This is a genomic window from Streptomyces sp. NPDC002520, assembly GCF_053595235.1.
This window is the reverse complement of the sequence record NZ_JBSFXG010000032.1, coordinates 17,775-37,752: the sequence shown is the minus strand read 5'-3', so window position 1 is coordinate 37,752 and position 19,978 is coordinate 17,775. Positions and strand designations below refer to the sequence as shown.

The following is a 19,978-nucleotide window of genomic DNA, read 5'->3' as shown; positions in this document are numbered from 1 at the left end:
CTCGGCATCGTGCGCGAAAGGCGCGTCGACCGGCAGCTCAGGGAGGCCCAGGAGACCGGGGGAGATGGGCGCGCTCAGAAGTCCTCGTCCAGGTCGACGGTGCCCTCCACCGCGACCTGGTACGCCGACGGACGGCGCTCGAAGAAGTTCGTCAGCTCCTGAACGCCCTGCAGCTCCATGAAGGAGAACGGGTTCTCCGAGCCGTACACCGGGGCGAAGCCGAGCCGCGTCAGACGCTGGTCGGCGACGCACTCCAGGTACTGCCGCATCGACTCGGTGTTCATGCCGGGCAGGCCGTCACCGCACAGGTCGCGCGCGAACTGCAGCTCGGCCTCGACGGCCTCCCGCAGCATGTCGGTGACCTGCTGCTGAAGCTCGTCGTCGAAGAGCTCCGGCTCCTCCTTGCGGACGGTGTCGACCACGTCGAAGGCGAACGACATGTGCATCGTCTCGTCACGGAACACCCAGTTGGTGCCGGTGGCCAGACCGTGCAGCAGACCCCGGCTGCGGAACCAGTACACGTACGCGAAGGCGCCGTAGAAGAACAGGCCCTCGATGCAGGCGGCGAAGCAGATGAGGTTCAGCAGGAAGCGGCGGCGGTCGGCCTTGGACGCCAGGCGGTCCAGCTTCTCGACCTCGTTGATCCACTTGAAGCAGAACCCGGCCTTCTCACGGATGGAGGGGATGTTCTCCACGGCCGCGAAGGCGGCGGCGCGGTCGTCCGGGTCCGGGAGGTAGGTGTCCAGCAGCGTCAGATAGAACTGGACGTGCACGGCCTCCTCGAACAGCTGCCGGCTCAGGTAGAGCCGCGCCTCGGGGGAGTTGATGTGCTTGTACAGCGTCAGCACCAGGTTGTTCGCGACGATCGAGTCACCCGTGGCGAAGAAGGCCACCAGCCGGCCGATCAGGTGCTGCTCCTTCGGGGACAGCTTCGCGAGGTCGGCGACGTCCGAGTGGAGATCGACCTCCTCCACGGTCCAGGTGTTCTTGATGGCGTCCCGGTAGCGCTCGTAGAAGTCCGGGTAGCGCATCGGACGCAGGGTCAGTTCGAAGCCCGGGTCGAGCAGGGTGGTGTACTTTCTGGCGCTGCCGGCGCGAAGCGCCGTCGTTGAGGGGCGGTGGTCGGGCGACGGGTGGGCACTCATTACTGGCAGGCCTCGCAGGACTCGGGGTTTTCGAGGGAGCAGGCGACGGCGTCGGGGTCGGCCACCTGCTGGACGGGGATGGTGGGCTGTGCCTGGGCGGCACGGGCGATACGGGTCGCCGGGCGCGAGCGCAGGTAGTACGTCGTCTTCAGGCCCGACTTCCAGGCGTACGCGTACATCGAGGAGAGCTTGCCGATGGTCGGCGTCTCCAGGAACAGGTTCAGCGACTGCGCCTGGTCGAGGAACGGGGTCCGCGCCGCCGCCATGTCGATCAGACCGCGCTGCGGGATCTCCCACGCCGTGCGGTACAGCGCCCGTACGTCGGCCGGGATCCAGACGAAGTCCTGCACCGAGCCGCTGGAGTCGCGCAGCGCCTCGCGGGTGCGGGCGTCCCACACGCCCAGTTCCTTGAGGTCCTGCACCAGGTACGAGTTGACCTGGAGGAACTCGCCGGACAGCGTCTCGCGCTTGAACAGGTTGGACACCTGCGGCTCGATGCACTCGTACACGCCCGCGATGGAGGCGATGGTGGCCGTCGGAGCGATCGCCAGCAGCAGGGAGTTGCGCATGCCCACGGTGGCGATCCGTGTCCGCAGCGCCGCCCAGCGCTCGGGCCAGTTCAGCTCGACCTCATAGTGGTCGGGGTGCAGCACGCCCCGGGCCGTACGGGTCTTCTCCCAGGCCGGCAGCGGGCCGCTGCGCTCGGCGAGGTCGGCGGAGGCCTCGTACGCGGCGAGCATGATGCGCTCGGCGATCCGCGTGGAGAGCGCCCGTGCCTTCGGCGAGTCGAAGGGCAGGCGCAGCTTGAAGAAGACGTCCTGCAGGCCCATCGCGCCGAGGCCCACGGGACGCCACTTGGCGTTGGAGCGGCCCGCCTGCTCGGTCGGGTAGAAGTTGATGTCCACGACGCGGTCGAGGAAGGTCACGGCGGTGCGGACCGTCTCGTCCAGCCGCTCCCAGTCGATGTCGCCGGCCGCCGTGTCGACGAAGGCACCCAGGTTCACCGAGCCCAGGTTGCAGACCGCCGTCTCCCCGTCGTCGGTGACCTCCAGGATCTCCGTGCAGAGGTTGGAGGAGTGGACGACGTGGCCCGGCAGGGCCGTCTGGTTGGCGGTGCGGTTGGCGGCGTCCTTGAAGGTCATCCAGCCGTTGCCGGTCTGCGCGAGGGTGCGCATCATGCGGCCGTACAGGTCACGGGCCGGGATGGTCTTCTTCGCGAGCCCGGCCTCCTCCGCCTTGCGGTAGGCGGCGTCGAACTCCTCGCCCCACAGGTCGACCAGCTCGGGCACGTCCGCCGGGGAGAACAGCGACCACTGCCCGTCGGCGTTGACCCGGCGCATGAACTCGTCCGGGATCCAGTGCGCGAGGTTCAGGTTGTGCGTACGCCGGGCGTCCTCACCGGTGTTGTCGCGCAGCTCCAGGAACTCCTCGATGTCGGAGTGCCAGGTCTCCAGGTAGACCGCGGCGGCGCCCTTGCGCCGGCCGCCCTGGTTCACGGCGGCCACCGAGGCGTCGAGGGTCTTCAGGAACGGGACGATGCCGTTGGAGTGCCCGTTGGTGCCCCGGATCAGCGAACCGCGCGCCCGGACGCGGGAGTACGACAGACCGATGCCGCCGGCGTGCTTCGAGAGGCGGGCGACCTGGTGGTAGCGGTCGTAGATGGAGTCCAGCTCGTCCAGCGGGGAGTCGAGGAGGTAGCAGGACGACATCTGGGGGTGCCGCGTACCGGAGTTGAAGAGCGTGGGCGAGGAGGGCAGGTAGTCGAGGCGGCTCATCAGGCCGTAGAGCGCGGCGACCTCGTCGAGGGCGCGCACGGTGTCGTCCTCGGCCAGACCGCTCGCCACCCGCAGCATGAAGTGCTGGGGCGTCTCGATCACCTGACGGGTGAGCGGGTGGCGCAGCAGGTAGCGGCTGTGCAGGGTGCGCAGGCCGAAGTAGCCGAAGCGGTCGTCGGCGGCCGGGTCGACCAGCGCGTTCAGTCGCTCGGCGTGCAGCCGCACGAACGCGGCGGTGCGGTCGGCGACGAGACCCTCGCGATGGCCCACGGCCACCGACTCGGTGAAGGAGGTCACGCCCTGCGAGGCGGCCTCCGCGCGGATCGAGAGGGTCAGCAGGCGGGCGGCCAGCCGCGAGTAGGCGGGGTCCTCGGAGATCAGGCCGGCGGCGGCCTCCGTGGCGAGTTCGCGCAGTTCCGCGGCGACGTCGGAGTCCGCCCGCGCCGACCGGCCGCGCAGCGCGGCGGCGGCGACCCGGCCGGGGTCGGCGTCGGGCAGGTCGGCGGTCAGCTCGGTCAGGGTCCGCAGCAGCGCGGCACCGGGACCGTCGGTCTCCACCGGGGCCTCGGTCGCCGGGATGGCTGAAGCCGGATCGGCTGGCGCGATGGTCACGTGGGGCTCTCCCTCGCTCGGCACAGGGCCTGGCGGAGGGCAGGGGGCAGCCACGAGCGCGCACGGCGTCGCGTCCACCGGCCCACTCCACGAGGCCCGGACGTCTGAAGGCACCCGAGCCGGGCGGCCGGGTGCGCGCTGCCGACAGGTCCTCGGACTGACTCCTGTGCGACGCTCTCCGTCGTGCGGGCGGACGTGCACAAGTACACCGTTGCGGGACAGTTCCGGATTCGCACCGGATTCCCCTGTGGCGACAGCGAGGATGAGCATACATCTAGTGCCGGGCTGTCGTGGCACCCCCAGATGTTGTGTCTGTTGTGTGTTGTGCTGGCTTCAGAGTGTCAACTTGTGTATGACGGCGGGCAAGAGGAAGCGGGCCGCCGTGGGTTCGTCCCCCGGCGGCCCGCTGCGGGTGTGCCCTAGTGGGCGGCGCCCGTCAGTTCCGTCTCCACGCCCGCGTCGCCCGCGTCCGCCGTGTAGTCCTGCGGCCGGGTCTCGTCGATGCCCTCGGGGGCCTTCACGGCCTTGAGGACGAGGGTGAGGACCACCGTGACGGCGACGTTCAGGACGAACGCCGTGAGACCGATGTAGCCGATCTCGCCGATGCCGGGGATCTCCTTCGCCGAGCCGCCGAAGTGCTTCTGGGTCGGGGAGGCGACCCCGTACGCGGCGACCGTGCCGTAGACCATGCCGACCGCCCAGCCCGCGAGCAGGGCCCAGCGGTGGAACCACCGGGTGAACAGGCCGCCGACCAGCGCGGGGAAGGTCTGCAGGATCCAGATGCCGCCCAGCAGCTGGAAGTTGATGGCGACCGTCTTGTCCATGGTGAGGACGAAGACCAGGGCGCCGACCTTCACCAGCAGCGAGACGAACTTGGAGACCTGGGCCTCCTGCTTCGGCGTGGCGTCCGGCTTGATGAAGTCCTTGTAGATGTTGCGGGTGAAGAGGTTCGCCGCCGCGATGGACATGATCGCCGCGGGGACCAGGGCGCCGATGCCGATGGCCGCGAAGGCCACGCCCGCGAACCAGTCCGGGAACATGTTCTCGAACAGCTGCGGGATCGCCAGCTGGCCGTTGGTGACGTTCACGCCGGCCGCGATCGCCATGAAGCCCAGCAGGGCCAGCAGGCCGAGCATGAGCGAGTACAGGGGCAGGAGCGTGGTGTTGCGGCGGATCACCTCACGGCTCCTGGACGACAGGGTCGCGGTGATCGAGTGCGGGTACATGAACAGCGCGAGGGCCGAGCCGAGCGCCAGCGTGGCGTACGTCCACTGGCCGGCCTCCGGCGGGGCGAGCGCGCCGCGCGGCTTGCCGGTGGCCGGGTTGACCTGGCTGAACGCCTGACCGGCCTTGGCGAAGACGTCGTCGAAGCCGCCCAGCTTGATCGGGATGTAGATGATCGCCACCGCGATGACGACGTAGATCAGCGTGTCCTTCACGAACGCGATCAGGGCCGGGGCGCGCAGACCCGAGGAGTAGGTGTAGGCCGCGAGGACACCGAAGGCGATGAGCAGCGGCAGGTCCTTCACGAACCAGTTGGTGTTCTCCCCGCCGCCGACGCCCATCACGTCCAGGACGGCCTGGATGCCGACGAGCTGGAGCGCGATGTACGGCATCGTCGCGAGGATGCCGGTGACGGCCACCGCCAGCGACAGGCCCTTCGAGCCGAACCGTCCGCGCACGAAGTCGGAGGTCGTGACGTACCCGTGGCGGTGCGAGACCGACCACAGGCGCGGCAGGAAGGTGAAGATCAGCGGGTAGACCAGGATCGTGTACGGCACCGCGAAGAAGCCGGCCGCGCCCGCCGCGTAGATCGCCGCCGGTACGGCGACGAAGGTGTACGCCGTGTACAGGTCGCCGCCGAGCAGGAACCAGGTGATCCAGGTGCCGAAGGACCGGCCGCCGAGCCCCCACTCGTCCAGGGAGTGCTCGTTGTCGGCCTTGCGCCAGCGTGCGGCGAGGAAGCCCATGACCGTGACGGCCAGGAAGAAGAAGATGAAGACGCCGAGCGCGACGCCGTTGACGCCGTTCTTCACTTCGCCGCACCCCCGCCCCGGGTGGCCCTGCGGGCACGCTGGTCACGCTGCCAGAGCTGGTGGGCGACCATGGTGAGGGCGGTCGAGATCAGCACCCAGAGCATCTGGTACCAGTAGAAGAACGGGATCCCGATGAACGTCGGGTCCGTCTTGGCGTACGAGCCGACCCACAGCATCGCCACGAACGGCACGGCGAGACACAGGGCGATGACGACGCGGACCGGTGTTACCACCGGTGGTCTCACTTCAGGTGTTTCCGACATGCCACGGCTCCGTCCCCTCGGTGCTCACCTGTGCAATGCGCAGGCAATCTAGGTGACGGCGTCGTGGAAGCGAAAGACCTCGTCCGGATATCGGTATGCCGATTCGGCGCGCACGGCGTGAAGACGCCGACTCCCCTCAGTCCACAGGCCTCTTGAGGCGGGCGACGAACTTGTACCGGTCCCCTCGGTAGACCGAGCGCACCCACTCCACCGGCTTGCCCTCGCGGTCCACGGAGTGGCGGGAGAGCATCAGCATCGGCAGGCCGACGTCGGTGCCGAGCAGGCCGGCCTCGCGCGGGGTGGCCAGGGAGGTCTCGATGATCTCCTCGGCCTCGGCGAGATGGACGTCGTAGACCTCGGCGAGCGCCGTGTACAGGGACGTGTACTTCACCAGGGAGCGGCGCAGGGCCGGGAAGCGCTTGGCGGACAGGTGGGTGGTCTCGATGGCCATCGGCTCGCCGTTGGCCATCCGCAGCCGCTCGATGCGCAGCACGCGTCCGCCGGCGGTGATGTCGAGCAGTTCGGCGAGCCGGTCGTCGGCGGTGATGTAGCCGATGTCCAGCAGCTGCGAGGTCGGCTCCAGGCCCTGGGCGCGCATGTCCTCGGTGTAGGAGGTCAGTTGCAGTGCCTGGGAGACCTTCGGCTTGGCGACGAAGGTGCCCTTGCCCTGGATGCGTTCGAGCCGGCCCTCGACGACCAGTTCCTGCAGGGCCTGCCGGACGGTGGTGCGCGAGGTGTCGAACTCCGCGGCCAGTGTGCGCTCGGGCGGCACCGGCGTGCCGGGCGCCTGCGTCTCCGTCATGTCCAGGAGATGCTTCTTCAAGCGGTAGTACTTGGGCACGCGCGCGGTACGGACGGTCGCGCCTGTCTCGTTCTCCGCCCTGCTGACGTCGGTGCTCATGCTCTGCCTTCCCGGCTCCGGATGCCGAAAGCGACCGACATCCTTTCGGCCACGCTCACATCGTGGCACGGCTTCGTGGCAGGGGTTCACCCGCACGCTCCGTGATCCCCTCTGTATAACCGTCGCACCCTCGGTTGGTCTAGTCCATCGCCCTACCGGGTGGGAGTGGTTCAGCGGAACTGGTCCGTCCGATCTGTCGGTTGAGCAATGAAAGGTCCCTGCATATCTCGGTCGCATCACGGACCTTCGGAGCCTGCTTGAACACCCTTGACAGGCCTATTGGTCTGGGCCAAGCTCCCCGTGCTGGTCTACACCATTGGTCCAGTCCCGGCCCCACGGGCGGTACGACGGCTTGACGGTCACCGCGGGGAGGCAGGGGGTTTGTGGGAACCCTGAGGAGGGTGGCGTGAAGCGCAAGCTGGTAGCCGCGATCGGTATCGCGGGCATGGTCGTCTCCATCGCGGCGTGTGGCAGTGACAAGAAGGACGACAAGGCGGGGGCGGACGCCAAGGAGCTGACCGTCTGGCTCACCGTCGACGCCCAGAACAACTGGCCCAACCTGGTGAAGTCCGCCGACGCCGCCGTGCAGAAGGCGCACCCCGGCATCAAGATCAAGCACGAGTACTACGGCTGGCCGGACAAGAACACCAAGCTGGACGCCGTCCTCGCCACCGACAAGGCCCCCGACGTCGTCGAGATGGGCAACACGGAGATGCTCGGCTACATGGTCAAGGGTGCCTTCGCCCCCGTCGACCCGGCCAAGTTCGACAACTCCGCCGCCTGGCTGGACGGCCTCAAGGCCTCCGTGAGCTACCAGGGCAAGACGTACGGCGTGCCGTACTACGCCGGTGGCCGCGTCGGCACCTGGCGCAAGGACATCGCCGCCGCCTCCGGCATCAAGTCGACGCCGAAGACCTACGCCGAACTGACCGGCGACCTGGACAAGATCCAGAAGAAGCAGGGCGCCAAGTTCAACGCCTGGTACCAGCCCACCCGCGACTGGTACGCGGCCATGTCCTTCGTCTACGACGCCGGCGGCTCCATCGCCAAGGAGGAGGGCGGCCAGTGGAAGGCCAGCCTCTCCTCGCCCGAGTCGCTCAAGGGCCTGGGCGAGTTCAAGAGCGTCATCGACAAGTACATGCACGGCGACAAGACCAAGGACGAGTCCGACCGTTACATCGTCTACGGCCAGGGCAAGTCGGACCTGATGTTCGGTGCGGCCTGGGAGGGCGCGACCGCCGCCGACCCGAAGAACGACAAGACCGGCAAGCTCAAGGACAACCTCGAGAACTTCGTGCTGCCCGGTCCCTCCGGCAACAACATGCCGGTCTTCCTCGGCGGCTCCGACCTCGCCATCCCGGTGAAGTCCAAGGCACAGGGCGTCGCCGCCGAGTGGATCAACGCCTTCACCGGACCCGAGGGCCAGAAGGGCCTGATGGCCAAGGGCAACCTGCCCAACAACAAGACCGACCTCGCCACCCTCAAGAGCGACCCGGCGACCGTCGTGCCGGCTACCGCGGCCGAGTCCAACTGGTTCGTCCCGATGGCCCCCGGCTGGGGCCAGGTCGAGAAGGCCCAGGTCCTGCAGACCATGCTGCAGAACATCGGCACCGGCAAGCAGTCGGTCGAGGCGGCGGCCAAGGAGGCCGACGCCGCGATCGACAAGGTCATCAACACGAAGTGACCTGAGTGCGGGGCCCTGTTCACCGACAGGGCCCCGCTTCTCGTACGACCCGAGGGACCGCTGAGGAGCGCGCGATGAGTGCCGCAGACACCACCACCCCGGCCAAGGTGCCGCCACCGCGGCAGGCACCGCCACCGGGTTCCCCCGACCGGCCACGCGGATCGAGCAGGACGGGCACGGCCGCCACCCCCTGGCTGCTGCTCGCCCCCTGTCTGCTCGTGCTCGCCCTGGTCATGGGCTATCCGCTGGTCCGCCTGGTCACCCTGTCGTTCCAGACGTTCGGACAGTCCCAGCTGTGGGGCTTCCAGCCGGCCGAGTCGGCCGGGTTCGACAACTTCTCCGCCGTGCTGGGCGACGGCGAGTTCTGGCAGGTCGTGCTGCGCACGATCGTCTTCGCGGCCGGCTCGGTCATCCTCACGATGGTCCTCGGCATGCTGGTGGCCCTGCTGCTGCAGCGCGTCTCCGGCTGGGTGAAGACCCTGATCAACATCGCGCTGGTGGCCAGCTGGGGCATGCCCGTCATCGTCGCCACCACCGTCTTCAAGTGGCTCTTCGACGCCGACTACGGCATCCTCAACGCCCTGATCAGCAAGCTGCCCGGCGTCGACCTGATCGGCCACAACTGGTTCGCGAGCGGCCCCGAGGGCCTCGCGGTCATCATGCTGCTCGTGGTCTGGGGCGCGGTCCCCTTCGTGGTCATCACCCTCAGCGCCGGCCTCACCCAGGTCCCCAGGGAGCTGGAGGAGGCGGCCCGCCTCGACGGCGCGGGCGCCTGGGGTGTCTTCCGGTACGTCACCCTGCCCATCCTCAAGCCGATCGTCGTGATGCTCACGACCCTCTCGGTCATCTGGGACATGGGCGTCTTCCCGCAGGTCTTCGTCATGCGGGGCGGCCACCCCGAGGCCGAGTTCCAGCTGCTGACCACCTACTCCTACGACCGCGCCTTCGTGGTCAACAACTACGCGCAGGGCTCGGCGATCGCCCTCATCACCGTCGTCCTGCTGCTCGCGGTGGTCGCCGTCTACATGCGCCAGATGCTGAAGATCGGAGACGTCGAGTGACCAGAGTGACCAGCGTGACCAGCATGAGCGACATGACCAGCGTGAGCGGCACCGGCGGCGCCGTCGCCCCCACGGGACGCCGCCGGTTCCCGAAGCTCGGCTGGAACCTCCTCGGCCTCCTCGTCTTCGTCACCGCCGGCTTCCCCGCCTACTGGATGCTGAACACGGCGTTCAAGCCGGCCAAGGACGCCATCGACCCGGACCCGAGCCTGCTGCCGACGGGACTGACCCTCGACAACTTCCGCCGCGCGCTGGACATCGCCGACTTCTGGGGCCCGGTCGGCCGCAGCCTGATCGTGTCGCTGTCCGTCGTCGCGATCGGCGTCGTCGTCGGCATGCTGGCCGCGCTCGCCATCTCCCGGTTCGCCTTCCGCGGCCGCAAGATCGTGATCGTCGGCATCCTCGCGGTGCAGATGGTCCCGCTGGTGGCCATGATCATCCCGGTCTTCCTGCTGCTGAACGACCTGCACCAGTACGACAAGCTCTCCGGCCTGATCATCACCTACCTGACCTTCATCCTTCCCTTCACGGTGTGGACGCTGCGCGGCTTCATCGTCAACATCCCCCGGGAGCTGGAGGAGGCCGCGATGGTCGACGGCTGTTCCAAGACCGGCGCCTTCATCCGCGTCGTCTTCCCGCTGCTGGCCCCCGGCATGGTCGCCACCTCGGTCTACGGCTTCATCCAGGCCTGGAACGAGTACCTGTACGCCCTGATGCTGCTCAGCCAGGAGCACCAGACCGCGACCGTCTGGCTCGGCAACTTCACCACCAAGCACGGAACCGAGTACGCCCCGATGATGGCCGGCGCCACGCTGATGGCCGTGCCGATCGTCGCCCTGTTCCTCCTCGTCCAGCGCAAGATGGCCGCGGGTCTGACCGCCGGCGCCGTGAAGGGATGACGCCACCCGATGACGACACTCGCCGGCGGCACCGCTGCGTTCAATCCGGAGAAGGACGGCCTGGCACGCGATGCCCTCACCGTCCTCCAGCCCGGCTTCACCGGCACCACCGCCCCCGACTGGCTGCTCCGCCGCCTCGGCGAGGGCCTGGCGTCCGTGGGCCTGTTCGGCCGTAACATCGCCACCCCCGAACAACTCGCGGCGCTGACCGCCCAGTTGCGTGCGGAACGGGACGACGTCCTGGTCGCGATCGACGAGGAGGGCGGAGACGTCACGCGCCTGGAGGTGCGCGGCGGCTCCAGCTTCCCCGGCAACCACGCCCTCGGCGCGGTCGACGACGCCGGCCTGACCCGCGCGGTGGCCCGCGAACTCGGCCGCCGCCTCGCGGACTGCGGGGTCAACCTCAACTGGGCCCCCTCCGCCGACGTCAACTCCAACCCCGCCAACCCGGTCATCGGGGTCCGCTCCTTCGGCGCCGACCCCGACCTGGTCGCCCGGCACACCGCCGCCTACGTCACCGGCCTCCAGTCGGCCGGGGTCGCGGCCTGCACCAAACACTTCCCCGGGCACGGGGACACCGCCGTCGACTCCCACCACGCGCTGCCCCGCATCGACGCGGCCGCCGACGTCCTGGAAGCCCGCGACCTGGCCCCCTTCCGCGCGGCCATCGCCGCCGGCAGCCGGGCCGTGATGAGCGCCCACATCCTCGTCCCGGCCCTCGACCCGGACCGGCCGGCGACCCTCTCCCCGCGCATCCTCACCGACCTGCTGCGCGGCGACCTCGGCTACGACGGCCTGATCGTCACCGACGGCATGGAGATGCGCGCCATCGCCGACACCTACGGCATCGAGCACGGCAGCGTCCTCGCCATAGCCGCCGGTGCCGACGCGATCTGTGTGGGCGGCGGCCTCGCGGACGACGAGACGGTACGGCTCCTGCGGGACGCCCTGGTGGCGGCCGTGCGCTCCGGCGAACTGCCCGAGGAACGGCTCGCCGACGCCGCCCGCCGGGTGCGCGAGCTGGCCTCCTGGAGCGCCGGCGCGGCAGGCGCGGTCACCGCCCCCGACACCGAGGTCGGCCTGCGGGCGGCCCGCCGCGCCCTCAGGGCGACCGGCGGCGGGTTCTTCACCCCGCTCACCGAGGCGCCGTACGTCGCCTCCTTCGCGCCCGTCGCCAACATCGCCGTCGGCGCGGAGACCCCGTGGGGCGTCGCCGCCGAACTCGCCCGCCTGCTGCCCGGCACCGAGACCGGCAGCTTCGACGGGGAGACGGCGGGGCGGGACGCGCTGGCCGCCGCGGGGGAGCGCCGCATCGTCGCCGTGGTCCGTGACGAGCACCGCCACCCGTGGATGGCCGCGGCCCTCGACACCCTGCTCACGGCCCGCCCCGACACCGTCGTGGTCGAGATGGGCGTCCCCCAGGCCCCCGCCCGCGGCGCCCTCCACCTGGCCACCTACGGCGCGGCCCGGGTGTGCGGACAGGCGGCGGCGGAGTTCATCGCGGGGGCGCAGAAGCCCGTACGAGCGAGGGCGTAGCAGCCCGCACAACGCGAAAGGCGCCGGTCACCTCGAAAGTGACCGGCGCCTTCCCTTGTGCTAGATCCCCTGCCACTCCGGCTTGTTCGCGTAGGTGTGCCGGAAGTAGTCCGCCAGCTTCAGCTTGGACGCGGCGGCCTCGTCGACGACCACCGTGGCGTGCGGGTGCAGCTGGAGCGCCGAGGCGGGGCAGACGGCCGCCACCGGGCCCTCGACGGTCGCGGCGACCGCGTCCGCCTTGCCCTCGCCGGTCGCGAGCAGCACCAGGTGCCGGGCCTCCAGGATGGTGCCGATGCCCTGGGTGATCACGTGGTGCGGCACCTGCTCGATGTCGCCGTCGAAGAAGCGCGCGTTGTCGATGCGGGTCTGCTCGGTCAGCGTCTTGATCCGGGTGCGCGAGGCGAGCGAGGAGCAGGGCTCGTTGAAGCCGATGTGCCCGTCGGTGCCGATACCGAGCAGCTGGAGGTCCACGCCGCCGGCCGCGGCGAGTGCCCGCTCGTACGCCTCGCAGGCCGCCAGGACGTCCTCGGCCGTGCCGTCCGGGCCCATGAAGGCGTCCATGTCGATCCCGAGCGGCTCCAGCACCTCCCGGCGCAGCACCGAGCGGTAGGACTCGGGGTGCTCGGCGGGCAGACCCACGTACTCGTCGAGCTGCGCGATCCGGGCCCGGGAGGTGTCCACGGCACCGGAGCGCACCTTGGCGGTCAGCGCCTGGTAGACGGGCAGCGGTGTCGAGCCGGTGGCCACACCGAGCACGGCGTCGGGCTTGCGCCGCAGCAGCTGGGCCATGGCCTCGGCGATCAGCTCGCCGCCCGCCGCGGCGTCCGGAACGATGACAACTTCCACGCTGGGCCTGCCGTTCTGAAGAGGGCTGGAGATCGGGGAGAGGCTCGGAAGAACTCGCCGTGTGGTTTAGACCAATCTAGCAGAACGGGCCCCGGAAGGCGCCTGGGACAAGGCCTTCCGTCGACTCGGCCGCCATTTCTCTAGGGAGCGCTATAAAATGTCGGCCATGGTGACCGGTGCGGAGACGAACGAGCGGGCCACAACCTCCCGCGGCCGGGGCCGCCCCCGCTCCTTCGATCGTGCCACCGCACTGGACAGGGCGCTCATGGCGTTCTGGGAGCACGGCTACGAGGCCACCTCGGTCGCCGACCTCACCCGCGTCATGGGCATCGGCACCCCCAGCCTCTACGCCGCCTTCGGCGACAAGCGGACCCTGTTCGAGGAGGTCGTCCGCGTCTACACCGCCACCTACGGCGCCTTCGGCGACCGCGCCCTCGCCGAGGAGCCCACCGCCCGCGCCGCCGTCGAGCGCACCCTGCGCGAGGCCGCCGCCACGTACACCGACCCCGCCCACCCCTACGGCTGCCTGGTCGCTCACGCGGCCACCAACTGCGGCAGTCCCGAGGTCGCGCGGCCGCTGCGCGAGCTGCGCACCGCGGGCATCGCCGCCCTGGAGTCCCGGATCCGGGCCGACCTGGCCGCGGGCCGGCTGCCGTCCGGCGCCGACGCCGCAGCGCTCGCCCGGCACACCGCGGCGATGACGCAGGGCATGTCCCAGCAGGCCCGGGACGGGGCGAGCCGGGAGGAAATGGAGGCACTCGCGGAAATTGCCATGGATATCTGGCCCCGCAGCTGACCCCGGCGGGCTAGGCTGCGTGGCATCGCGTGCCAACAACCGTTAACGCGCGTCCGCACATCCATGGACACGCCATCGTGGTCTAGTCCACAATGCGTAGGCCAGTGATGTGCGGTGCAGGACGCCGATGCGGAGGACGCCTCCGCGGGGGCGCACAGCTGAAAAGCCTCCGTCTTCCCCGCACAGGAGGGCGGACCGAGGAACCGGAGCTCTCTGCCCTGACTGCCCCGGGTCCTCGACCTTCGGCCGACCGGGACCGCACACCCCACGGCCGATGATGCTCCGGGCTGCGGTGCCGGGAGGGTTGAGGGTCCCTCCCAGGCGCCGCGGCCCGCGGGTGTTTTTTCGGCCGTTCGCGCCGCCCCGGGTACGCTCGCAGCGTGCCCTCCATGAACGAACTGGTACGCCAGCACACCGCACTCGGCGACTCGGACCTCGAGTGGCTCCACATGCTGGTCTCGGAGTGGCAGCTGCTCTCCGACCTCTCCTTCGCCGACCTGGTCCTGTGGGTTCCCACCCGTGACGGCACCCGGTACGTCTCGGTCGCCCAGATGCGCCCCAACACCGGCCCGACCTCCTACCAGGACGACATGGTCGGCCACCTGGTCCCGCGCGGCCGCCGCCCCATGCTGGACGCGGCGCTCGACGAGGGCCGGATCGTGCGCGAGGGCGACCCGGAGTGGCGCGAAGAGGTCCCCGTGCGGGTCGAGTCCATCCCCGTACGGCGTGCGGGGCGCGTCCTCGGCGTCATCGCCCGCAACACCAACCTGCTCACCGTCCGCACCCCGAGCCGGCTGGAGCTGACCTACCTCCAGAGCGCCTCGGACCTCGCGCAGATGATCGCCGCAGGATCGTTTCCCTTCCCTGACCAGCAGGTCGACATGGACGCCTCGCCGCGCGTCGGCGACGGACTGATCCGGCTGGACGCGGACGGCATCGTCCAGTACGCCTCCCCGAACGCCCTGTCCGCCTACCACCGCCTCGGCCTCGCCGCCGACCTGGTCGGCCACCACCTGGGGCGGACCACCGCCGAACTCGCCCCGACCCGGGGCCCGGTGGACGAGGCGCTCGCCAAGGCCGCCAGCGGCTGGGCCCCGCGCGAGTTCGAGATCGAGGCGAAGGACGGGGTCATCCAGTTCCGGGCCATCCCGCTCAAGCCCAAGGGCATGCGCATCGGTTCCCTCGTGCTGTGCCGGGACGTCACCGAACTGCGCCGCCGCGAACGTGAGTTGATCACCAAGGACGCGACCATCCGGGAGATCCACCACCGGGTGAAGAACAACCTCCAGACCGTCGCGGCCCTGCTGCGGCTCCAGGCCCGGCGCATCGAGTCCGAGCGCGGCCGGGAGGCCCTGGAGGAGGCCGTGCGCAGGGTCGGCTCGATCGCCATCGTCCATGAGACGTTGTCCCAGAACCTGGACGAGAGGGTGGAGTTCGACGAGATCGCCGACCGGGTGCTCGCGATGGTCGCCGAGATCTCGCCGGGCAAGGTGATTGGCCGACGCAGCGGGCGGTTCGGGATCCTCGACGCCGAGGTCGCCACGCCGCTGTCGATGGTCCTCACCGAGATCCTGCAGAACGCCCTGGAGCACGGCTTCCGCGAGGGCGACACCGGCACGGTCGAGGTCTCGGCGGTCCGCGGCGGCACCTCCAAGGAGGCCCGCCTGCTCGTCACCGTTCAGGACGACGGCGTCGGTCTGCCCGAGGGGTTCGACCCGAAGACCGCGGGCAACCTGGGCCTGCAGATCGTACGGACGCTGGTCGAGGGCGAGTTGGGCGGAACCTTCGACATGGTCCCGGCGCCGGAGCAGGGGACCCGGGTGATCCTCGACATCCCGGTGCGGGCACACAAGTAGGCGCCGGCGCCATGGGGGTTGCCGTCGGGTGTTGCCGTTCCCGCCCCGAACAGCATTGAGCCCCGGACCGCTTCCGTGGTCCGGGGCCAAAAGCTCGAAGCTATGCGCATCGGGGGTACTGCGCGCTGCGGCTCGGGGGCGGGAGATGCGTGCGTGCTGCACGCGCCGCCAAGCTCAGGCTGTCAGCAGGGGTGGGGATGTCAGGCGGAGGCCTGACGGGCCCGGTTGCGGGCGGCGCGACGCTTCATGGCGCGGCGCTCGTCCTCGCTGAGACCACCCCAGACGCCGGAGTCCTGACCGGACTCGAGCGCCCACTGCAGGCACTGCTCGATCACCGGGCAGCGACGGCAGACGGCCTTGGCTTCCTCGATCTGCAGCAGCGCGGGACCGGTGTTGCCGATGGGGAAGAAGAGCTCGGGGTCTTCCTCGCGGCAAACGGCGTTGTGACGCCAGTCCATGGCTGCTACCTCTCCTTGGTATTACGTGCAAGTTGCTTGTGAATGTGAACGCTTTCACGAATCCCTCAACAAGGGAAGGGCCGATCGCCGAGTCTTCCCCGGCGTGGTCCTTGGTATGAAGAGGGGTTCCGGTGATCTGTGGAGGCCGGTGTTGCGGGCCGTCCCGATCGCCACGTAGAGACTCGCAAACCTCAGCGGCGGATACAACCCCTTCCGGAAAGTTTTTTTTGATTCCTCGGTGTCGACTAGGTCACAGCCGTACTTCCATGGGGTGGACCCTGGTCTAAACGTTCGAGTGAAAGGACTTTGGCCCGTTCCGCTCACACAATCACACGCAGTGCACGGCGTACGCCTGTGAACGTCACGCTCGTACGCAGTCCGAGATGGTCGCCGTCCATCTGAAGGGGCAGAGGCGCCTTCGAATGCAAGGTGAAGCGGTCCAGATCGTGCAGTGAGACCGCGTGCTTGCCATGGGGTCCGCGCTCGGGGGACGAAGTGAGCAACTGCGTGCCATACCGGGCAACCGCGGCCGTCGACAGGCGGCTGAGGCCGAGTACGTCGATGCCCGTATCGAACGACGCCTTAGGTGACGTGTACATCGGGCGATTGCCGAGATACGTCCAAGGCGACGTGTTCGAGACTATGGCGACAACAAGATCGGTGACCGGGTCGGCACCGGGCCGTTCGAGCGTGATCGTGCCGTGCCGGCGGTTCGGCTCGCCGAGGAACTGCCGGACGACCTGACGGACGTAGAGCCCGTGCGTCGACTTCATGCCGCGCTCGCGCTGCTGCTCGACCCGGCCGACCACACCCGCGTCGAAGCCCAGTCCGGCGTTGAAGGTGAACCAGCGGTCGGGCACCGACTCGTCCTCGGTGCCCGGCGTTCCCGAGGTGAGACCCAGGCCGACCACGCGCTCGCGGCGCTCGCGCAGGGCGTCCAGCAGGGCGCCGGTGGCCTCGACGGGATCATTGGGCAGGCCCAGGGCGCGGGCGAACACATTGGTGGAGCCGCCGGGGACCACGGCGAGACCGGGCAGTCGCTCCAGGTCGGGGCCGTTGTGCAGGAGACCGTTGACGACCTCGTTGACGGTGCCGTCGCCGCCGAGGGCCACGATCATGTCGATGTCGTCGCTCTCCGCCGCCTGCCGGCCGAGGTCGCGGGCGTGGCCGCGGTACTCGGTGGTGACCGCCTCCAGCTTCATCTCGCTCGCCAGAGCGTGGATGAGCACGTCACGCCTGCGTGCACTGGTGGTGGTTGCCGCCGGATTGACCACGAGAAGTGCACGCATGGATGGCAGCGTACCTACTGGGGGGTACCCGGCCCAGACCGAGGTAGGGATCAGGTAAGAGAAGATGACGTGAAGATGAACACGGTCACGCGTCGCGGGGGTGGGAGGCCAAGTACGGCGCCATGGCGAGGCGCGATCGTGCGGCTCCCCGGGGGCGCGGGGAACCGCACGCCCAGCCACGACGCACCCGGCGACGGCTCGCACCCCCGCGCCGCTACCCTGCTGGGGTGAGCAGCGAGCAGAACCCCGTCCAGGAAACCGCCCCGGTCACCGCGGAAGCCGGCGCCGCCGGACCGCGCCCGCGCCGGCTGACGTACGCGGCCGTCCTGGCCGTGCTGGAGGGGCTCGCCCTGGCGGTCGGGGGCGTCTGGATCCTCGTCCTCGGACTCACCGGCGCTCCGGACGACCGGCAGCAGGCCGTGACCGGCGGGATCACGCTGGTCGTGCTCGCCCTGCTGCCGCTGCTGGCCGCGCGTGGGCTGCTGCTCAGGCGCAGCTGGAGCCGCGGGCCCGCCGTCATCACGCAGATCATGGCCCTGCCGGTTGCCTACAACCTGCTCAAGGCCGACAGCTCGGCCATCGGCGCCGGTATCGCGCTCGCGGTGGTCGCCGTGGTCTCGCTGGTGCTGCTGGTGAACCCGGCGACGACCCAGGCCCTCGGGATCAAGGGACCGGGCCGGACCGAGTAGGCGTACCCCTCCTCGACTCATTCCTCGACGAGGAGCTTCTCCCGCAGCTGGGCCAGTGTGCGGGCGAGCAGCCGGGAGACGTGCATCTGGGAGATGCCGACCTCCTGCGCGATCTGCGACTGGGTCATGTTCCCGAAGAAACGCAGCAGCAGGATCCGCTTCTCGCGCGGCGGGAGGTCCTCCAGCAGTGGCTTGAGGGACTCGCGGTACTCGACGCCCTCCAGCGCCTCGTCCTCGGCGCCGAGGGTGTCGGCGACCGCGGGCGACTCGTCGTCGGTGTCGGGGACGTCCAGGGACAGCGTGGAGTACGCGTTCGCGGACTCCAGGCCCTCCAGGACCTCCTCCTCGGAGATCGCGAGCTTCTCCGCCAGCTCGTGGACCGTGGGGGAGCGGCCGTGCTGCTGTGACAGCTCCGCGGTCGCGGTGGTCAGCGCGAGACGCAGCTCCTGGAGCCGGCGCGGCACGCGGACCGCCCAGCCCTTGTCGCGGAAGTGCCGCTTGATCTCGCCGACGACGGTCGGGGTGGCGTACGTGGAGAACTCGACGCCCCGCTCCGGGTCGAAGCGGTCGACGGACTTGATCAGGCCGATCGTGGCGACCTGGGTGAGGTCGTCCAGCGGCTCGCCGCGGTTGCGGAAGCGGCGCGCGAGGTGCTCGACGAGCGGCAGGTGCATCCGGACCAGCTGGTTGCGCAGCTCCGCGTACTCCGGGCTGCCCTCCTTCAGCTTGCGCAGCTCGACGAACATGGCACGTGCTCCGCTGCGGTCGTGGGGGTCGTGCTGTGCCGCCTGCACGACCTCCGCGCCCGGCGCGGCGTCCTCGGCATCTCGCTCGTGCTCGCTCATCGTCCCGCCCGTCACCCTTCCCCGAGCCCTCGCCTCCGCGCGGGCGGCGGACCCGGGTCCCCCGCGCTTCTGCGCAGGCGCGCTCTGCACGGCACCGTCGGCGGCGCCGTCCCTGCCGACCTGCGCGGAGTCCTCCTCCGGGTGTGGTCTGGCCTGCTCGGGGATGCCGTCGATGCCGTCGGTCATGCGTCGGGAACCGTCCGAGGAGCCGTCCCGCAAGCTCTCGACCTCGCTCGACAAGGGTGCACCCCCGTCCCCCGTCGGCAGCTCCCGCGTGCCGCGTTCTTCGTCCCGCACCGGACCGTCCCCGTTCCTCACGCCGGGCCGGGGCCCGCGCCGCGCTGTTTGTAGAGGCTGATCGACACGGTTCTGTCCTCGTCGACGGCGGACGAGACCTTGCCCGCGAGGGCCGAGAGCACGGTCCAGGCGAAGGTGTCCCGCGAGGGGGCGTGGCCGTCGGTGGTCGGTGCCGACACCGTGACCTCCAGCGAGTCGTCGACGAGCCGGAAGACGCAGCTCAGCACGGAGCCCGGCACGGCCTGCTGGAGCAGGATCGCGCAGGCCTCGTCCACGGCGATGCGCAGGTCCTCGATCTCGTCCAGGGTGAAGTCCAAGCGGGCCGCCAGACCGGCCGTGGCCGTCCGCAGCACCGACAGGTAGGCACCCGCAGCCGGCAGACGGACTTCCACGAAGTCCTGGTTCGCCGTGGGTTCGCCTGCGATCTGGGACACCCTCACCTCCATGGTGGTACAAGCTTTACGGGGCCGAGGGTCGCCCCCCGGGGTAACGCGTACGTGGTTCCGCGGTGACGCTATCGCGCTCGGAACGTTCCTGTCCCCGGGACCCCAACCCCCTGGCGTCACTCACAGTAAAGCTGTGGATACGCTCCGTGTCTAGGGGGTTTGCGTGCCCAAATGGGAAGAGCGAGCGCCGGGTTGACGTACCCCGGCGTCAGACGCCCGAACCGTCCGCGATGGCGGCCGCGTACCGTCTCCCGTGCAGTGTCACACGAGAACGTGGTCGATGAAGCACCACCGCCAGTCCTCGCCGGGTTCGAAGCTCCGCATTATGGGGTGGCCGGACTTCGCGTGATGCGCCGTGGCGTGCTTCCGCGGTGAGGAGTCGCAGCAGCCGACGTGGCCACAGTCGAGACAGAGCCGCAGCTGTACCGGATGCGTCCCCTCCGCAAGACATTCCAGGCAGGTCTCGCTGAGCGGCTCGGGTGCAGGGTGCGGCAGCGCGTCGGCGTGCGTGCACTGTTTCATGATTGCCAGATTACGACGGGCG

Annotated in this window: 18 protein-coding genes and 1 riboswitch; of the genes, 7 read left to right on the top strand and 11 right to left on the bottom strand. The window is 69.8% G+C overall.

The genetic code is table 11. From position 1 onward, the window contains the following. Positions 1–74 precede the first annotated feature (74 nt). The 5 genes from ACWD5D_RS33350 to ACWD5D_RS33330 form a co-directional block, all read right to left on the bottom strand. Positions 75–1,031, bottom strand: a complete 957-nt coding sequence (locus ACWD5D_RS33350; protein ID WP_451376578.1) for a ribonucleotide-diphosphate reductase subunit beta — start codon at positions 1,029–1,031, stop codon at positions 75–77. A 113-nt stretch (positions 1,032–1,144) separates the two neighbouring features. Beyond that, positions 1,145–3,532 carry a ribonucleoside-diphosphate reductase subunit alpha gene (locus ACWD5D_RS33345; protein ID WP_451376526.1) on the bottom strand — a complete coding sequence of 796 codons (2,388 nt, stop codon included), beginning with the start codon at positions 3,530–3,532 and terminating at the stop codon, positions 1,145–1,147. 126 nt (positions 3,533–3,658) lie between these two features. After that, positions 3,659–3,802, bottom strand: a riboswitch (cobalamin riboswitch). A gap of 149 nt (positions 3,803–3,951) precedes the next feature. Further along, entirely contained in the window at positions 3,952–5,568 is a 1,617-nt protein-coding gene (gene mctP, locus ACWD5D_RS33340) for a monocarboxylate uptake permease MctP (RefSeq protein ID WP_451376525.1), read from the bottom strand. Beyond that, positions 5,565–5,831 (bottom strand): DUF3311 domain-containing protein, encoded by a 267-nt coding sequence (locus tag ACWD5D_RS33335; RefSeq protein ID WP_451376524.1) that lies wholly within the window; start codon positions 5,829–5,831, stop codon positions 5,565–5,567. Before ACWD5D_RS33335 ends, mctP begins: the two co-directional genes overlap by 4 nt. 136 nt (positions 5,832–5,967) lie before the next feature. Further along, complete coding sequence (locus ACWD5D_RS33330; protein ID WP_451376523.1) at positions 5,968–6,732, bottom strand: GntR family transcriptional regulator; 765 nt, start codon at positions 6,730–6,732, stop codon at positions 5,968–5,970. Positions 6,733–7,138: 406 nt separating this feature from the next. Between ACWD5D_RS33330 and ACWD5D_RS33325 the strand changes: the two genes are divergently transcribed. From ACWD5D_RS33325 to ACWD5D_RS33310, 4 genes are all read left to right on the top strand, one after another. Beyond that, complete coding sequence (locus tag ACWD5D_RS33325; RefSeq protein ID WP_451376522.1) at positions 7,139–8,416, top strand: extracellular solute-binding protein; 1,278 nt, start codon at positions 7,139–7,141, stop codon at positions 8,414–8,416. Positions 8,417–8,490: 74 nt separating this feature from the next. After that, positions 8,491–9,477, top strand: a complete 987-nt coding sequence (locus ACWD5D_RS33320; RefSeq protein ID WP_451376521.1) for a carbohydrate ABC transporter permease — start codon at positions 8,491–8,493, stop codon at positions 9,475–9,477. Positions 9,478–9,509: 32 nt separating this feature from the next. Next, positions 9,510–10,376, top strand: coding sequence for a carbohydrate ABC transporter permease (locus ACWD5D_RS33315; protein WP_451376577.1), 867 nt, complete (start codon positions 9,510–9,512; stop codon positions 10,374–10,376). 9 nt (positions 10,377–10,385) lie between these two features. Then, positions 10,386–11,912 carry a glycoside hydrolase family 3 protein gene (locus ACWD5D_RS33310; protein ID WP_451376520.1) on the top strand — a complete coding sequence of 509 codons (1,527 nt, stop codon included), beginning with the start codon at positions 10,386–10,388 and terminating at the stop codon, positions 11,910–11,912. A 60-nt stretch (positions 11,913–11,972) separates the two neighbouring features. Here ACWD5D_RS33310 and nagB read toward each other — a convergent pair whose 3' ends face one another. Beyond that, positions 11,973–12,758, bottom strand: a complete 786-nt coding sequence (gene nagB, locus ACWD5D_RS33305) for a glucosamine-6-phosphate deaminase (RefSeq protein ID WP_451376519.1) — start codon at positions 12,756–12,758, stop codon at positions 11,973–11,975. Between the two features lie 166 nt (positions 12,759–12,924). Between nagB and ACWD5D_RS33300 the strand changes: the two genes are divergently transcribed. Continuing rightward, positions 12,925–13,554, top strand: coding sequence for a TetR/AcrR family transcriptional regulator (locus ACWD5D_RS33300; protein WP_451376518.1), 630 nt, complete (start codon positions 12,925–12,927; stop codon positions 13,552–13,554). 389 nt (positions 13,555–13,943) lie between these two features. Then, positions 13,944–15,410, top strand: a complete 1,467-nt coding sequence (locus ACWD5D_RS33295) for a sensor histidine kinase (RefSeq protein WP_451376576.1) — start codon at positions 13,944–13,946, stop codon at positions 15,408–15,410. 200 nt (positions 15,411–15,610) lie between these two features. Here the strand turns inward: ACWD5D_RS33295 and ACWD5D_RS33290 are convergent, their stop codons facing one another. Further along, positions 15,611–15,868 carry a WhiB family transcriptional regulator gene (locus ACWD5D_RS33290; protein WP_003992873.1) on the bottom strand — a complete coding sequence of 86 codons (258 nt, stop codon included), beginning with the start codon at positions 15,866–15,868 and terminating at the stop codon, positions 15,611–15,613. A gap of 320 nt (positions 15,869–16,188) precedes the next feature. After that, the gene (locus ACWD5D_RS33285) at positions 16,189–17,157 is read right to left on the bottom strand and encodes a diacylglycerol/lipid kinase family protein (protein ID WP_451376517.1); all 969 of its coding nucleotides are present in this window, start codon (positions 17,155–17,157) and stop codon (positions 16,189–16,191) included. Between the two features lie 227 nt (positions 17,158–17,384). Between ACWD5D_RS33285 and ACWD5D_RS33280 the strand changes: the two genes are divergently transcribed. After that, a complete protein-coding gene (locus ACWD5D_RS33280; protein ID WP_451376516.1) occupies positions 17,385–17,846 on the top strand; it encodes a hypothetical protein in 462 nt (153 codons plus the stop codon). 17 nt (positions 17,847–17,863) lie between these two features. On the opposite strand, the gene ACWD5D_RS33275 is transcribed toward ACWD5D_RS33280, so the two are convergent. The 3 genes from ACWD5D_RS33275 to ACWD5D_RS33265 form a co-directional block, all read right to left on the bottom strand. Continuing rightward, positions 17,864–18,877 (bottom strand): RNA polymerase sigma factor SigF, encoded by a 1,014-nt coding sequence (locus ACWD5D_RS33275; RefSeq protein WP_451376515.1) that lies wholly within the window; start codon positions 18,875–18,877, stop codon positions 17,864–17,866. A 128-nt stretch (positions 18,878–19,005) separates the two neighbouring features. Then, on the bottom strand, positions 19,006–19,422 hold the full coding sequence (locus tag ACWD5D_RS33270) for an ATP-binding protein (protein WP_018544439.1): 417 nt from the start codon (positions 19,420–19,422) through the stop codon (positions 19,006–19,008). A gap of 273 nt (positions 19,423–19,695) precedes the next feature. Next, the gene (locus ACWD5D_RS33265; RefSeq protein ID WP_451376514.1) at positions 19,696–19,956 is read right to left on the bottom strand and encodes a UBP-type zinc finger domain-containing protein; all 261 of its coding nucleotides are present in this window, start codon (positions 19,954–19,956) and stop codon (positions 19,696–19,698) included. Positions 19,957–19,978: the final 22 nt, after the last annotated feature.

Bases quoted from the DNA above. Each gene is read 5' to 3' on its own strand.
- ACWD5D_RS33295 (WP_451376576.1), top strand. From the start codon at position 13,944: ATGAACGAACTGGTACGCCAGCACACCGCACTCGGCGACTCGGACCTC.
- ACWD5D_RS33330 (WP_451376523.1), bottom strand. From the start codon at position 6,732: ATGAGCACCGACGTCAGCAGGGCGGAGAACGAGACAGGCGCGACCGTC.
- ACWD5D_RS33300 (WP_451376518.1), top strand. From the start codon at position 12,925: ATGGTGACCGGTGCGGAGACGAACGAGCGGGCCACAACCTCCCGCGGC.
- ACWD5D_RS33275 (WP_451376515.1), bottom strand. From the start codon at position 18,877: ATGACCGACGGCATCGACGGCATCCCCGAGCAGGCCAGACCACACCCG.
- ACWD5D_RS33320 (WP_451376521.1), top strand. From the start codon at position 8,491: ATGAGTGCCGCAGACACCACCACCCCGGCCAAGGTGCCGCCACCGCGG.
- ACWD5D_RS33310 (WP_451376520.1), top strand. From the start codon at position 10,386: ATGACGACACTCGCCGGCGGCACCGCTGCGTTCAATCCGGAGAAGGAC.
- ACWD5D_RS33265 (WP_451376514.1), bottom strand. From the start codon at position 19,956: ATGAAACAGTGCACGCACGCCGACGCGCTGCCGCACCCTGCACCCGAG.
- ACWD5D_RS33335 (WP_451376524.1), bottom strand. From the start codon at position 5,831: ATGTCGGAAACACCTGAAGTGAGACCACCGGTGGTAACACCGGTCCGC.
- ACWD5D_RS33285 (WP_451376517.1), bottom strand. From the start codon at position 17,157: ATGCGTGCACTTCTCGTGGTCAATCCGGCGGCAACCACCACCAGTGCA.
- ACWD5D_RS33350 (WP_451376578.1), bottom strand. From the start codon at position 1,031: ATGCGCTACCCGGACTTCTACGAGCGCTACCGGGACGCCATCAAGAAC.
- ACWD5D_RS33315 (WP_451376577.1), top strand. From the start codon at position 9,510: ATGACCAGCGTGAGCGGCACCGGCGGCGCCGTCGCCCCCACGGGACGC.
- ACWD5D_RS33290 (WP_003992873.1), bottom strand. From the start codon at position 15,868: ATGGACTGGCGTCACAACGCCGTTTGCCGCGAGGAAGACCCCGAGCTC.